Source organism: Chelatococcus sp. KU-N122, from assembly GCF_055391085.1.
In genome coordinates, this window is record NZ_AP043981.1 from 6,114,651 (window position 1) to 6,129,650 (window position 15,000).

Sequence of the window (15,000 nt, forward strand, 5' to 3'; positions counted from 1 at the left end):
GAACGTGGTCGACCGTAAGGTCTTAGCAAGGAGCACGGAGGCAATACCCGACGCCGCGTACAGTATGTATGAGGGGATAGGCTTGCTGATCGTCGATCTTACGACGAACACGTCCCACGTAGACATCGATAATGTTGGTCGTGGGATCGAAATGAAGATCCCATACATGTTGCAACAACATCGCCCGCGGAACGACCTGGCCTTGGTTCCGAACGAGGTACTCGAGAAGCTGGAACTCCCGTGGCAGCAGCTGAATCTGCCGGCCTGAGCGGCTCGCCGTTCGCGACACGAGGTCGACCTCGAGATCACCAACGCGCAGGACCGTTTCTTTGACGACCGTATCGCTGCGACGGGCAAGCGCCTCGATACGAGCCACCAGCTCGGCGAAGGCGAAGGGCTTGACGAGGTAGTCATCGCCGCCGGCGCGCAAACCGCGCACGCGGTCATCTATCTCGCCGAGCGCACTGACGATCAGAGCAGGTGTGTCGTTCCCTTCGCTTCTGAGACGCTGGATCACCGCGATGCCGTCCATGTCGGGAAGCATGCGATCGATCGTGATCACGGCGTAGTCGGCGGAACGCCCGCGGCAAAGTGCATCGTTACCGTTGACAGCCAAATCCACCTGATAGCCGTTCGTCGCGAGGGCATCCACGAGTTGTCCGGCTGTCTCCGGATCATCTTCGACGACGAGAATGCTGCGCCGGCCTGGCATAAGCTTCCGTCCAACGCTGAGGCAAGCGACGGAGTCTATCACACCGACGCGCATCGCAAACATGACTTCTCTGTCACAAACTGACTCATTCGTCATTTGAGTCTTGATTATTTGTCTGTTCTAACGGAGGCGCGCAGAAGCTCGCTTGAGCTTGGTGATCATCAGGAGGATGCGTCATGCGCAAGATCATGATCGCGCTTGCCGCCGCAGCTCTCATGGGGGTGCCGGCGATGTCGCCAACGGCGGATGCCCGAATGGGCGGCGGCATGGGCGGCTTCCACGGCGGCATGGGCGGCTTCCACGGCGGCATGGGCGGCTTCCACGGCGGCATGGGCGGCTTCCACGGCGGCATGGGTGGCTTCCACGGCGGCTTCGTCGGGCCTCGGCCTGTCGCAGTCCGCTCCGGCTTCGCGCCGCGATTTGCCGTTCATCACGGCTTCTTCCCAAGGCACCGCTTCGTCGCAAGGCACCGCTTCCCTTCGCGGCCGTGCCGTTCGTCGTGGGCGCAGGCTACGGCGTGGGCGCAAGCTACGACTCGTGCTGGCTTTGGCGGCCGACGCCATGGGGCTGGCGCCAAATCTGGGCCTGCGACAGCTCCTATTGAGCGGGCCTGAAGCTGGTCCAGCGGCGATCGCCAACTCCCTCGGGATCGCGCTCCACGATCACGTCGTCGTCGGCCGCGACCGCCATGCGCGCCTGCGCCTGCTGGAGGCGTGAGGCCGCCGGTGCTTGCACCCGTGTTTCGCGGCCGGTAGCGTCCCTGTCTTCCCCGACTCAAGGGGTTGGGGCGCGTGCCGAATTTCCGATTCGGCCGGACGCGCGCCGGGCGCGGACTCGAAGGGGCGGCGATGCGTTCAGAGGCTCTTGCGTCCTCCTCGATGCCGCGGATCCATGCCCGATCGAGCGGCAACAACACCGTCATCGAGAGCCTCGGCGTCTATCTGCCGCAACGCACCGTCGATACCGAGGACATCCTGAAGGGCTGCCGCAGGCCGATCCGGTTTCCGCTGCAGCAGACCACCGGCATCAGGACGCGCCATGTGGCCGGCGACGGCGAGTACGCGATCGACCTGGCCGCCGAGGCGGTCAGCCGCTGCCTCGCGCTCTCCCACCGCGACCCGGCGTCGATCGACCTCCTCATCTGCTGCAACATCTCGCGCTGGGACGGCCAGGACCAGTTCCAGTGCGAGCCGGGGACCGCCGTCCGGCTCGCCCAGCGCTTCGGGCTGACGTCCGCCCGTGCCATGGACATTTCCAATGCCTGCGCCGGGCTGTTCACGGGCATCGCCATCGCCGACGCCTACCTGCGCACAGGTTCGTCACGCCTGGCGCTGGTGGTGAGCGGCGAATTGATCACGCATCTGACGACCACGGCCCAGCGCGAGATCAGCGGCTTCATGGACGAGCGGCTCGCCTGTCTGACGCTCGGCGACGCGGGTGCGGCGCTGCTGCTGGAGGAGGGGCCGAACCGCGTTGCCGGCTTCCATGAGATCGAGCTCTATACGCTCGGGGAGTACAGTCGTGCGTGCATCGCGCAGGCGAGCGACAAGCCCGCCGGCGGCGCGATCATGCTCACGGACGTGGTCAAGCTGTCGTCAGCGGCCGTTACCGAAGCGACGCAACACGCCGTCGCCGTTCAGCAGCGCGCCGGCTGGCCGCCCGAGCTGCTCGACCACCTGATCATGCACCAGACGTCGGAGCGGACGATACAAGAGGCCGCGACGCACGTGGACCGCATCTATGGACGCCCGGTCTCGGCCGATTGGAACGTGGTCTCGAGCGTCGGCCGGCGGGGCAACACCGCCACCACCAGCCACTTCGTCGCCTTCCACGACGACGTGCTGGCAGGCAAGATCAACAACGACGACAACGTTCTGTTCAGCGTCAACGGCTCCGGGCTGACCATCGGAACGGCCGTCTACAAATGCGACGATCTGCCGGAACGGCTGCGCGGCGGTGCGGCGCCGGCACAAGACGCGGCCGTCGGAGAGCCATCCGCCCAGGCGGCGCGGGGTAAGGCTGCGGCGCCGCGCGTCAGCATCGACCTGGACAGCGTGACGCTGCTCGAGCCACACCAGCCCGCCGGCATGGAGACGCTCGATCTCGCCGCGATCGCGGTGGAGACCTGCCTGGAACGGTCGCGGCTCGATCGGGCGGACATCGACCTGCTGATCCACGCCGGCGTCTACCGTACGCAGTACCTCACCGAACCGGCCTTGGCGGCGCTCATCGCCGGGCTCGTCGGTATGAACCACCAGACCTCCGCCGCGAGGCGCACCTTGTGCTTCGATATCCTCAACGGTTCGGCCGGCTTCCTGACCGCCTGCGATGTCGCGGCCAAGATGCTGGCCCATGGCGAGATGCGCCACGCGCTGCTGGTGGCGTCCGAGGTCGACAACAACCGGCCGGGCGAGGGCATGAGCCTCGGGCTGGAGCGCACCGCGTCCGCCGTCATCCTGACGCATGCGGATGCTGAGGGGCCCGGTCTTTCGGAGGTCGTCTTCAGATCGTTTCCCGAGCTGATCGATTGCTTCGAAACCTACTGCGATCTGACCAAGGCAGGGGGCCGTCTGATGCTCAAGACGTCGGACGACTACGAGGGGCAAGCGCTGCGCTGCCTGGCCGACGCCGCCGAGGCCTACCTGGGCGCGACGGGTACGACCCCCGATGTCGTGCTGGCGCCGCAGATTTCAGGCGCGTTTCTCCAGCGCCTCGAGCACCGGCTGGGGTCGATCGCGCCGGTGCTGGACAACACGTCGGAGCGCGGCAACCTCTACACGTCGTCGCTGCCGGCAGCGCTTTGCAAGGCGCGGGAGGTGGCCAAGCCTGGCGCCGTCGGGCTGATGATCGAATTCGCGGCCGGGATCCAGGTTGCGTGCGCGACCTATCGGTTTTGATCCCCGGCCATGGCAGCCGGGAAAGTCGTCCTTCTCGCCGCCGGCTCGACCGGCGACGTCGTGCCCTTCGTCGCTCTTGCCATCGGATTGCGCGCAGCCGGGTTCCAGCCCGTTCTGGTGACGCACGCCCGCTTCTCGTCCCTGGCTGAACGATACGGCCTCGTCTGCGTTCCCGTGGGCGTCGACCCACTGTCTCTGCTGCAGGAGGGGGCGGCGCACCCGCTGCTTCATACCGGCGCCAATCCGCTCGCCCTGGGCCTGGCGATGCGTCAGCTGCTGGATGAAACCATCGAAGCGTTCCTGACCGCGAGCCTGCCGGCCATGGCGGACGCGCAGCTGATCCTCGCCTCCGACCTCGCCATGTACGTCGCCGCGAGCATCGGGGAGAAGCTCGGCATCCCCGTCGTGCCGGCGCTCCTGCATCCGACCAACACCAACCCGCACCATCGAAACCCGTTCGTTGCGCTGATCGGCGGCAACGGCATCGCCAACCGCCTGTCCCACGAGCTGTTCTGGCACGGAACCTGGGTGCTGTTCCGGCCGATGATCAATCGCGTGCGGCGGAGCGTCCTGCACCTGCCGCCACTGCCGGCGCGATCGCCGTTTCCCGGGCATCGCGGCCCCGCGCTCACCCTGTATGGCTTCAGCGCCGCCGTCGTTCCCATGCCTGCGGGCGATTCAGAGGGGCGGCACATGACCGGGTACTGGTTCATGCCGCGGACGCCGGACGACGCGATTTCGCCGCCACTGCGCGCCTTCGTCGAGAGCGGGACGCCGCCGGTTTGCATCGGCTTCGGCAGTATGACCGACGCCCATGCCCGCGATCTCGCGGCCCTGGCTTTGGCTGCCGCGCAGCGCAGCAAGCATCGGGTCGTTCTGCTCGGCGGCTGGGCCGGGTTGGGCGAGGCGATCGGCCGGGCCAGGCTGCAGGGGCAGGATGTCTTCACCGCCGCCGAGGCGCCGCACGACTGGCTGTTCCCGCGGATGGCCGCGGTCGTGCATCATGCAGGGGCGGGGACGACGGCGGCGGCCCTGCGCGCCGGCCGTCCGTCCGTGCCCGTTCCCTTCTTCGGCGACCAGTTCTTTTGGGCGCGCCGCATTCGGGATCTGGGAGCCGGGACCGATCCCCTGCCGCGCGCCTCGCTCACGGTGGACCGGCTGGCGCGCGCGATCGATCTGGCGGCAGCGGACCCGGGCATCGAACGTGCCGCATCGGATCTGCAAGATCGCTTGGCGCGAGAGGACGGCGTCGCTGCCACGGCGGCGATTCTGCAAGACATGAGGGCTTCATGAGCGATGCGAACAGCCGGACGGCGCCTCGGGTGCGGCCTGACGCGGGTGGTTCGCGGCGCGTCGCGCTGATTACCGGCGCGTCGCGCGGCATCGGCGCCGAAACGGCCCGCATCCTTGCGAAGCAAGGCTATGCGCTGGTGCTGGCGGCCCGCTCGGCCGACGCGCTGGAGGCGTTGGCGGCAGAGCTGCGCGCGGCGGACGCCACCTGCCACGTGGTGCCGACGGATGTCCGCAGCCCAGCGGCGCTGCAGGCGCTGGCCCGTGAAGCCCTGGACCGCTTCGGCCAGATCGACGTGCTGCTGAACAACGCCGGCGTCGTGCACCCGGGGGTCGTGGTGTCGCAATTGTCGGATGCGCAGGTCGCCGAGATGGTCGAAACCAACCTGATGGCGCCGATCACCCTCACGCGCCTGATCCTACCCCACATGCTCGCGCGCGGCAGCGGCTTCATCGGCTTCGTCGATTCAGTCGGCGGCCACGTCGCCATACCGTCGGCCGCCCTCTACAGCGCCACCAAGTTCGGGCTGCGGGGTTTCGCCGGCTCGCTCCGGCGGGAGGTCGCCGACGCCGGGATTCGCGTGTCGATCATCTCCCCGGGCTTCATCGATACCGAGCTCACCAAGGAGGTTCAGCGCATCCTCGCGGGGCTCGGGGTGCCCATGGGCAGGCCCGAGCAGGTGGCCAAGGTGATCGTGCGGGCCATCGGGCGCAGCCGCAGGGAGTTCATCTATCCGGCCTATTACCGGCTGTTCGCCTGGGCCGAGATCAATGCGCCGCTGCTGGTCGACTATGTGTCCGCTCTCTACATGCGGCGGGTGCTGCCCAAGCACCACGCCCGCGTGCAGGAGGGGCAGGCAGAGCCGCGGCCGCCGGCGGCCGAATAGCTGGCGCTGTCAGGCTCAGCGCCTCCTGGGTGAGATCAGCGATTCCAGGTTGGAGCGGACGGCGTCGGTGATGGTTCGTTGAAACGGCGTGGCGAGCGCCGGCAGCGTGGCTTCGACCCTGATGGCGTTCTCCAGGATCGAGATCGTGCCGGTAATCTGCTGCCGGAATGCCGTCATGCCGAAGGCGAACACGTCCTGGTGCCACTCGCCGTGGGCGTCGCGGACGAACGGCGGCAAGGCCTTCTCGATGTCGGACATGCGGGTGTCGATCAGGGTCTTGGCGGCGGCGCCGCCCAGCGTGTGCGGCACGCGGACGTCGAGGAGAATGGCCATCTGAGCTTCCTCCGCAGGGTGGGGGGTCAGGCGAGGATCGACGCTCCCCCGTCGACGATCACCGTTTGCCCCTGGATGAGGTCCGCCTCGCGGCTCGCGAGGAACAGCACGGCGTCGGCCACGTCCCGCGGCGCCAGGGCGCGGTCGCCCACCAGGGTGCGGCTGCGCCATACCCCCATGAGCTCATCGAACCCTGGGATGGCACGCGAGGAATCGGTGTCGAGCAGGCCGGCCAGGACGATGTTCAGGTTGATGCCGCGACCGCCCAGCTCGAGCGCGAAGTGGCGGACGAGCGATTCCAGGGCCGCCTTGGTGCTGCCGATCATGCCGTACATGGGCAGCGCGCGGATCGAGCCATGACTCGACAGCGAGACGACCTTGGCGCGACGATCCGGGCGTTCCATCAGCGGCAGGGCCGCCTGCACGAGGAACAGCAGGGCGCGGACGTTCAGGTTCATGGCCGCCTCGAAATTGGAGGCACTGGTCGCGACCAGCGGCCGGAAGCCGCCGGAGGCCGCGTTGCTCACCAGCACGTCGAGCTGGCCGAACTCGTCGCGCACGAAATCCATCATCGACACGATGTCGTCTTGGAACGAGATGTCGGCCTTGACGATGGCGGCCCGGCGCCCGAGCGCCTGAACCGCTTCGGCGACCTCTTCGGCGGCCGCCTGCGAGACCACGTAGTTGATGATCACGTTCGCGCCGGCTTCGGCGAAGCGAAGGGCGCAGGCCCGGCCGATGCCGCGGGAGCTGCCGGTGATCAGAACCGTGCTGTTTCTGAACTGGGTCATGGCAGCCAAGGCCTCACTGCTCTACCTCACTGCTCGCGGTGCCATTCGGCAAAGCCCAGGATGTGCGCATCCAGCTCCAGAAAGCGCAGGGCGCAGCGCCTGCCGGCGAAGCGCCCCTGCCAGCCGCCATCGTCCAGGCGCACGACTTCGGTCCTCGCCGGGTCGAATGGCTCGCCGCGCTGCAGCGCCTTGTAGCTGGCTTCCTTTCCCGCCCACAGCGCAGCCAGCAAGCCGCGGCGGTTCGCGGATTCCTCGCCCAGCAGGCGGCGTTCGGCCGCGGTCAGCCAGGGCAACAGCGTGCCGCGGCCGACGTCGCCGATGGGCGTGAGGTCGACGCCGACGCGGTCCCCCGCACGCATGGCGAGAGTAGCGATGGCCGCCCCCGGGACGTGCGAGATCGAGACATCGAACGGCAGAGAGCGGCCGAGGTAGAACGGCAGCGGACGGATGCCGCGCCCCAACCCGTCCATCGACACGATGTGGAAGCGGGCCACATCGGCGGGCACGCCGAGCCGGCGCGCCATGAGCCGCACGCACGCGAGTCGCGCCAAGGCATGGTCGCTGCTTCCGGCCGGAGCCGGATCACCCTCGTCGCCGCGGCTGCTGAGATAGCAATAGTCCATCGCCGCGGCTCAGGTCGCCGGTGCCGCAACGACGGCAGCCCGGTGGTCCCGGACCTCCAGCAGTGTCCTGCCGTCGCTGGCCTTGAGCGCAAAATCGTAGCTCGTCGTGTGGGGGGTGATCTGCACCAGGCGGAAAGCCAGCGTGCAGGTTTCCTCCGCGGCCGGCAGCGCCCAGCAGCGCACCTTGCCGAATCCGACCGGCAGTTGGTCGCGATCGGCCTGCGCTTTCGCGTGCACGGCACAGGCGACAAGGCATGCGTCGAGGACGGCGGCCGGGAGCGCCCACGTGCCGGTTCGTGCTCCGCCGACCGCCGCTGGGGACGGCGCGACGATCTTCGCCCAACCGCCGCTCTCCCCGATGTACAGCGACCTCAGCCCTTGCAAAGCCGGGCCATGGGCGACGACCCGGCGCTGGAGCGCGGTCTCGGCATCGGGATAGGTCCAGGCGAGCCATGGGCCATCGTCGGGCGGCTCGTGGCGCCAGATGTCATCCATGTCCGGCGCCGTCGACAACGTCGCGCAACGCGCGCGCATGAACACGCGATCGCACTGCATCAGCTTGCCGCGCCGATTCCGGAACTCTCCCTCGAGCTCGCAGGACAGCGATCCGGGATCGCCGGACGGAGCCACACGAGCGGCAACCGCCGCGGACGCGTGCGGCCGCAGCGGCGCCAGGATCTCGACGTCGCTCAGCTCGACCGGCGCCGTCGACGCGAGCTGGAGGCGCGCGGCCTCCGCCAGCGCCTCCATGCCGACCACGGCCGGCATCAGCGGCTCGCCCTCGAACCGGTGGTCGGTCAGGAAAGGATCCGACGCCGGGTCGAAGCGCACCTCGGCCACCAGCGCCCGACGTGCCACGTCGACGTCGCCGAGGCCCTCGACCAGCGGTGACGCGGTCACGTCCGCCGCCATCGCCGCTGCGGCGCCGCGTTGCACCGCATCCCACATGCTGCCGTCGAGATCGATGCCTCGCGCCTCGTCGAGGATCATCACTTCGCCGTCGGCGGCGCCGGACCGGATCTCGTCGACGAGGTGATCGACGCCCTCGCTGCTGCTCATGAAGGCGAAGCCCACGGCGTTCAGCGCGACGCGGGTCTCGGGACGCACCGACATGCCGGTCTCATCCCAGGCCGGCCAATCGATCACCACGCTGCGGCACGCCGGACGCTCCGCGCGATAGCGAAGAACCTGCTTGGCCAGCATGTCGCTGGCCATGCCGTAGTCGGTCTGGCCCAGGCCGCCGAAGCGGCCGCTGATACTGCCGAAAGCGATGAACCAGCGCAGAGGGTCCGGCTCGGTCAGCGCCATCAGGTTCGCCGCGCCGTCGTTCTTTGCCGCCAGCGTGGCCTCCACGCTCTCGAGCCTCTTTCTGCCGAAGCTCGCCGCCTGTTCGATGCCCGCGCCATGGATGACGCCGTCGATCGGCCCGGACTGCTCACGCACCCGGCGCAGTGCCTCGGCACAGGCGGAGCGATCGGCGACGTCACAGCAGTGATAGGTGGCGCTCACGCCGAGGGAGGCGAGCTCGTCGAGGAACCCTCGCACCTCCGCCGCGCGATCCGACCGCTTCCCGCCGACCCCTTCGTCGGCCGGGGAGGCAGCCCGCGCAGCGTCCAGGCTGGTGCGGCCGAGCAGGTGAAGCTTGAGGCCGTAGCGGAGCCCGAGCTCCTTCGCCACCAGGGACGTGATGCCGCGGGCGCCGCCGGACACCACCCAGACGCCGCCGGGCTCGATGTCGACGCCGGCGGCGACCGGCGCACGGCGTGGCACCGCCTTCATGATCCGCCGCTGCCCGCGCAGATAGCCGACCTCGAGCTGAGCCGTCGCCGCAGCGAGCTCGTCCAGCGCCAGACGTGCGCCGGTATCGGGGCTTTCGTCGACGGCGAGGTCCACCAGCTTGACGCGCATGGCGGGCGCCTCGCGGCGGACGCTCTTCAGCAGCCCGGCCATGGCGCCGCCCACCACGTGCGCAGAGCTGCCCGCCAGGCCGAAATCGCCGCCGAGCGTGGTCAGTGCGAGCAGCGTGGTCTGCGCCTCCTGCCCGGCGGCCTGCACGAGGCCGAACCAGCGCTGGCAGAGCAGATAGGGGCGCAGTGTGGCCCTGCGGCGCGCGGACGCCCAATCGCCTCCGTCCGCGCCGGGCTCGCCCGTGGCCACGAGAAACATGTGGGCGATGGGCGTCGTGGCATGGAGCGCCGCGAGCGCATCGCCGAGCGATGCATCGGGAAGGTCGTCCGCCAGCTCGACCACATGGCCGCCGGCCTCCGCAATCCGCCGTCTCAGGGCGTCCGCCATGGCGCCGCGGCCGTGAACCAGCACCGCGCCATGCCACGAGGGTTGACGCCCAGCGGCGTCGGCGAGAGGAGCAGGGCGCGGCCGTAACACCCACCTGGCCATCGTCCGCCCGTCCGGCGGTGCGGTGGGCGTCGCGTCGTCCCGAAGCAGCTTGGCGGCGTCGATCTGGATGAAGGCGTCCGGATCGCTCGTGCGCGGGCCTGGCGTCGCCCACACCTGCAAGCGGCCCGGCTCGATGACGATGCTGGTCTGATTGTCCTGGCGCTTGATGGTATTCAGCGTCGGATGGCGCACGTAACGTTCGCGCCCCAGGTCGTAGGTGTCGCGCAAGGCTTTGCGGATCTGCTCCATCGACCAGGCGATCGGCTCGTCCCCGCCGAGCAGCTCCACGAGCCGGGCGAAGCGGAGGCGCGAATGCTCCGGCGCGTTGCCGTTGGCCTCGAGCAGGCTGGCGTGGTTGGTGGTGCGGACCAGGTTCTGCTCGACGACTTCGATCGCCTGCTCGTTGTATTCGACGTGCAGGATGGTGTCGGATCGCCCGTGACTGATGCAGACGCTCCAGGCCCCCATGCGGTCGTGCGTTCTGAGGATGTCGACGGCCTCGCGCGGATCGGTGGCCTGCGCGAGCATTCTCATCACCAGCTGCGGATGGAAAATGCCGGGCGCGTCGATGGCTCCGTCGGCGGTGCCGTTGAGCAAGCTCGCGCTGGTGATGGCGAGGCCCTCGGCGTTGAGGCCGTTGACGCCGCCGAGCTGGCCGGGAATGCCGAAGAGCAGATGCGGCACCGTGCCGGTCTGGCGGCGCACCTGAACGATCCGGGTCAGGCTGTTGTTGAACTGCATCGCCATCGGCCAGTCTTCGTTGGCCGCATGCAGCAGGGGGGCGCCGCCGTTGCGGCTGGCCGCGATGGCCAGCTGCGCACAGGCCACCGGCTCCAGCCGCTCGGCGCCCGCGGCGCGGACGTTGTAGCGGACGATGGCGAGGTTGAGCGCGATGAGATCGTCGACGGGGCGATTCAGGGCCTCCGCCATGCCGGCCAGTTCCTCGATGCCGTCCGCCGTGAAATAGGCCTCGGGGTCGGTATTCGACGGGAGATCGCGAGCGGACAGCACGCCCACGTTGTCGAGCAGCGGCGTCAGGAGATCGGCATGCTGCCGTCCGTGCGAGCGCCCGATGTCGCGCGGCGATCCCGCTACGATCAGGATCGGCAGATCGGGGCCGGGCGGGGCAGGGACGGCCGCGGGGCGAGGGGAGGGGGGGCTGCCGCGACGGCCGTCTGCCTTGGCCCCGGTTCCGGCTGGCTCTCACGCAGCAGCGTCAGAACGTGCCGCAGCGTGGGGTAGTCGTTGAGCGAGAGCTTGCCGCCGGTTGGCAGGGCCAGGCCGAACTGCTCCTGCAGCTCGCCGAACAGCTGCGCCTTCTTCAGGCTGTCGATGCCGAGATCGGCTTCCAGGTCGGCGTCGATGTCGACGAGGTCGCGGGGATAGCCCGTGTTGTCGCAGATGAAGGTGACGAGGAAGTCACGCCAGGGATCGGCTCCCTCGTCCTCGGCGGCGCGGGGCGCCTCCGGCGCCCTGGCGTCCTCGGTGCTTCTGCGGCGGCGGCGCTCGGTCGCGTCGAAGCGCCGGATCGGGTGGCGTGTGACCGCAGCGGTCGCCTCCGGCGAGCTCTCCGCCGACGCGGGTCGCCCCTCGCGGACCGCGCGCTCGGGCGCATCGAGCCCGGCGCACTCGAGCCGGGCGCGCACGCGCAGGAGCTGCTGCAGCCCGGGCCGCTTGACGTTGTCGGTGGCGATCGCGAGCGTGCTGCCGTCGGCCGGCAGCAGCCGCCGATGCAGCCCGGTGAGCACCTGGCGCGGGCCGATCTCGACGACGGCGGTGACCCGGTCCGCGACCAGCCGTTCGACGAGGTCGAAATACACCATGGGCTGCGTCAGCTGGCGCACCAGGTTGTCGCGGATGTCCTCCGGATCGGCGACGAATCTCGCGGTGACGCTGCTCACCAGCGGAATGGCCGGCGGATGTATGGGCTCCGCCTGCAGGAACGCCCGCATCGGCTCGCTGACGGCAGCCATGAGGGGCGTGTGGAAGGCGCGCGGCACCGGCAGCATGCTGCTGGAGAACCCGGCTGTCTCGAGCTGTTGGCGAAGCTCCGCGATCGCTGCCGCCTCGCCGCCGACGACGGTGCGGTCGGGCGTGTTGCGGATCGCGACGCAGGCGAAGCCGGAGAGCTGCGGAAGCAGCGGCTCGATATGGCGAGGCTCGGCATTGGTCGCCAGGAAGACGCCGCCTTGCCCTGGATCGGCCAGGATGAATCGCGCGCGTGCGTCCGTGATCCGTATGGCCTGCTCGAGCGTCCAGGCGCCGGCGGCGGTCAACGCCGCGTATTCGCCGAAGCTGTGGCCGCAGACAACGTCGGCCCGAATGCCCACGTCGGTGATCGCGGCGTGCAGGATCACTTCGGCGCCCAGCAGCGACATCTGCGTCGCCCAGACATCGGAGGCGAGCACATCGTCCGACAAGTCGAAGACCTGGCGCAGGGGTGGATGGCCGAGCTGCACGAGGACCGCGTCGAACTCGTCCATGCGCTTGGCGGCGGCCGGGCTTTCCGCCACCAATGCGGACAGCATGCCGTGATACTGCGAGCCTTGCCCGGCGAACGCGAAGGCGACGCGCGGCCGCCCGCCGGCCCGGCCGACATAGATGCCCTGCTCCTCGATGACGCCGCCGGCTCCATGCTGATCCAGCGCCCGCGCCGCCAGCAGGAGCTTTTCGGTCAAGGCGAGGCCGCTGTCGGCCACGATGGCCAACCGCCATGCGTGCTCACCACCGTACGAGCTGTCACGCAGCCTCGCTTCGGCTTGGCCCGACTGTCCCAGCGCCAGCGCCTGCTCCGCCAGTTCCGCCGGACTGCCGCCGGACAGGCGGTAGATGCGGAAGGCGCTGGCCGGGGCGTCCTGCGCCGCTGGTCTGGTCGGCTGCGGGTGGCTCAGGACGGCGTGGTAGGCTGGCCCGTCGAAGGCGTAGGACAGCACGCCGGTCGAGCTGGTGGTCTTCAGCTCCAGCGCGCCGGTGATCAAAGAGGCCATGCCGGATGCGCCGAGGGCAAAGCCGAACTGGCGAGCCGGGGGCAGCGGCTGCGCGGCGTCCTCTATCGCGGTTACCGCGGACCGGGAGCCTTCGAAGGCGCTGCGCTCCGCTGCGTCGAGCGTCGCCGCACCGGCCGCGACGGGCTGCAGCCGCACAGGGGGATCGCCGTCGGATCGGCCCGCGAGCGATCGGCCGACGGCGTCGCGGATGGCCTCGGCCGGGCCCGCCGGCGATGCTCCGCAAGCGATATCGTCGATGACGGCGAGAATCGGGTCCCCGGCCCGGCGTGCGTCGTCGAGACGCTTGAGGACGACGGCGCCCACGCCTTCGCCCAGGTGCAGCCCCTCCGTCGACGCCTTTTCGTGGGCCAGCACTCCCCGCAGGCCGTACCACTCGTGACTGTCGATGCCCAGGTAGCGCTGGGCACCGGCACACAGGACGGCGTCGCACGCCCCGTCGGCCAGCAGGTCGCGCGCCACCGTGAGGGCAGCCAGCGAGGACGCCTCGGCCCCGTCCACCGTGACCGCGCCTCCCATCAGGTCGAACGTCTTGGCGATGGCGGAGGCGAGCGTGCTGCTGCTGAAGCCACCGCTCTCGTCGCGTAGCGTCTGGTTCCGGGCGACGAAAGCGGCGTGGAACTCGGCGACGACGTCCTCGATGTCGCTGTCGTCGCAGCCCATCTCCGCCATGAGCTTGCGCAGCTCGCGTTCGAATTCGGGCAGGCGCAGCGCAAAGCTCAGGTCGCTGTAGAAATCGCTGGCCAGCATCGTCCCGACGATGACCGCCGTGCGGGTGCGATCGAAGGTCGGGCTCCTGAGGCCGGCCGCCACCAAGGCCTGGTCGGCCGCATCGAGCAGCATGAAGCGCAGAGGGTCGCCGGTCTCGATCTGCCGTGGCGGCACCTTGTGCCTCCGCCAGTCGTAGGCATACCCCTGGAGCGCTCCTGCGACGGCCGTCGGACTGCGGAAGGGGCCTGTTCCGAGGTAGCGGTTGAGGTCCCACCGTTCCCGGGGAATGGCCGCTGTCTGCGCCTCGCCGTCCCGGATCGCCCGTGCGAACGCGTCCACGGTGAAGGCGCCGGGAAAGACGGCGCCCATGCCGATGATGGCGAGCTTGCCCGATGTGTCGGCCGGCGCGGTCGGGCGCGGGCGCGATGACGGGCGCGGCGAGGCGCCCTCGGTCGGCTCCTCGATGACGACGTGCGCGTTGAGCCCGCCGATCCCGAACGAGTTGACGGCCGCCAGGCGCGGCTCGTCTCCGCCGCCGGCCCACGTCTCCGCCGCGGTGGGAATGCGGATGGGCGCCTTGTCCCAGTCGATCTGCCGGCTGGGCTGAGCGAAATTCACCGCGGGCGGGATGATGCCGTGACGCAGGGCCAGCACGGTCTTGATCAGGCCGGCGATGCCGGCCGTCTCGCACGTGTGCCCGATGTTCCCCTTCACGCTGGCGAGCGGTATGCGGCGGTCGGCGTCCCGGTCGCCGAACACCTGGGTCACGGACGCGATCTCCGTGGCGTCTCCCAGCTGCGTCGAGGTGCCGTGCGCCTCGATGTACTGCACGCGCTCCATCAGCCCCGGGTCCGCGTAGGCCCGCTGCATGGCGGCGATCTGGCCCTCCTGCCGCGGCGCCCACAGGCTGCGTCCATGCCCGTCGGTGGCCAGGCCGATGCCCCGGATGACGGCCAGGATCTGATCGCCGTCGGCCCGCGCCCGGTCGGCGGGCTTCAGCACCAACGCGCCGTATCCGTCGGAGCTGACGAAGCCGTCGGCGCGCTCATCGAACGGAAATGATCCGTTGGCCGTTAGGGCCTGGGCCTGGGAAAACAGCACCAGGCTCATCCAGCTGTTGAACGATGCAGCGCCCGCCAGCGCCATCTCGATCCGGCCGGCGCGCAGCGCCGCGACCGCTGCCGCGACCGTATAGAGGCCCGACGCACACGCCGCGTCGAGCGCCAGGGCCGGCCCGCGCAAGCCGAACGCCTTGGCGATGAGCTGGGGGCGGCCTGGGCGGTCAGGTTCGGATTGAAGGCCGCCGAGCGGCTTGGGAGGCCTGCGCGCAGGCGCTCCGCCAGGGCGGGGGCGA

General features: G+C 69.7%; 11 protein-coding genes. 4 read left to right on the forward strand and 7 right to left on the reverse strand.

Going from position 1 to position 15,000, the window contains the following annotated elements:
• Positions 1-22 precede the first annotated feature (22 nt).
• Both ACZ5PO_RS27805 and ACZ5PO_RS27810 read right to left on the reverse strand, forming a co-directional pair.
• Complete coding sequence (locus ACZ5PO_RS27805; protein WP_464197060.1) at positions 23-712, reverse strand: winged helix-turn-helix domain-containing protein; 690 nt, start codon at positions 710-712, stop codon at positions 23-25.
• A gap of 161 nt (positions 713-873) precedes the next feature.
• Positions 874-1,143: a hypothetical protein gene (locus ACZ5PO_RS27810; RefSeq protein ID WP_464185378.1), complete on the reverse strand. Its 270-nt coding sequence runs from the start codon at positions 1,141-1,143 to the stop codon at positions 874-876.
• A 106-nt stretch (positions 1,144-1,249) separates the two neighbouring features.
• On the opposite strand from ACZ5PO_RS27810, the gene ACZ5PO_RS27815 reads away from it, so the two are divergent.
• The 4 genes from ACZ5PO_RS27815 (at position 1,250) to ACZ5PO_RS27830 (ending at position 5,786) form a co-directional block, all read left to right on the forward strand.
• On the forward strand, positions 1,250-1,429 hold the full coding sequence (locus ACZ5PO_RS27815; RefSeq protein WP_464185381.1) for a hypothetical protein: 180 nt from the start codon (positions 1,250-1,252) through the stop codon (positions 1,427-1,429).
• A gap of 131 nt (positions 1,430-1,560) precedes the next feature.
• Entirely contained in the window at positions 1,561-3,609 is a 2,049-nt protein-coding gene (locus tag ACZ5PO_RS27820; RefSeq protein WP_464185383.1) for a 3-oxoacyl-[acyl-carrier-protein] synthase III C-terminal domain-containing protein, read from the forward strand.
• Positions 3,610-3,618: 9 nt separating this feature from the next.
• Positions 3,619-4,902, forward strand: a complete 1,284-nt coding sequence (locus ACZ5PO_RS27825; RefSeq protein ID WP_464185385.1) for a glycosyltransferase — start codon at positions 3,619-3,621, stop codon at positions 4,900-4,902.
• Entirely contained in the window at positions 4,899-5,786 is an 888-nt protein-coding gene (locus tag ACZ5PO_RS27830) for an SDR family NAD(P)-dependent oxidoreductase (RefSeq protein WP_464185386.1), read from the forward strand. Before ACZ5PO_RS27825 ends, ACZ5PO_RS27830 begins: the two co-directional genes overlap by 4 nt.
• A 15-nt stretch (positions 5,787-5,801) precedes the next feature.
• Here ACZ5PO_RS27830 and ACZ5PO_RS27835 read toward each other — a convergent pair whose 3' ends face one another.
• Genes ACZ5PO_RS27835 through ACZ5PO_RS27855 form a run of 5 tightly spaced genes read right to left on the reverse strand, consistent with a single transcriptional unit; the run spans position 5,802 to position 14,888 of the window.
• A complete protein-coding gene (locus ACZ5PO_RS27835; protein ID WP_464185388.1) occupies positions 5,802-6,119 on the reverse strand; it encodes a polyhydroxyalkanoic acid system family protein in 318 nt (105 codons plus the stop codon).
• 26 nt (positions 6,120-6,145) lie between these two features.
• The gene (locus tag ACZ5PO_RS27840; RefSeq protein WP_464185389.1) at positions 6,146-6,910 is read right to left on the reverse strand and encodes an SDR family oxidoreductase; all 765 of its coding nucleotides are present in this window, start codon (positions 6,908-6,910) and stop codon (positions 6,146-6,148) included.
• A 26-nt stretch (positions 6,911-6,936) separates the two neighbouring features.
• A complete protein-coding gene (locus ACZ5PO_RS27845; protein WP_464185390.1) occupies positions 6,937-7,533 on the reverse strand; it encodes a 4'-phosphopantetheinyl transferase family protein in 597 nt (198 codons plus the stop codon).
• A gap of 9 nt (positions 7,534-7,542) precedes the next feature.
• Positions 7,543-11,040, reverse strand: coding sequence for a C45 family autoproteolytic acyltransferase/hydolase (locus ACZ5PO_RS27850; protein WP_464197062.1), 3,498 nt, complete (start codon positions 11,038-11,040; stop codon positions 7,543-7,545).
• The gene (locus tag ACZ5PO_RS27855) at positions 11,028-14,888 is read right to left on the reverse strand and encodes a beta-ketoacyl synthase N-terminal-like domain-containing protein (RefSeq protein WP_464185391.1); all 3,861 of its coding nucleotides are present in this window, start codon (positions 14,886-14,888) and stop codon (positions 11,028-11,030) included. Before ACZ5PO_RS27855 ends, ACZ5PO_RS27850 begins: the two co-directional genes overlap by 13 nt.
• Positions 14,889-15,000: the final 112 nt, after the last annotated feature.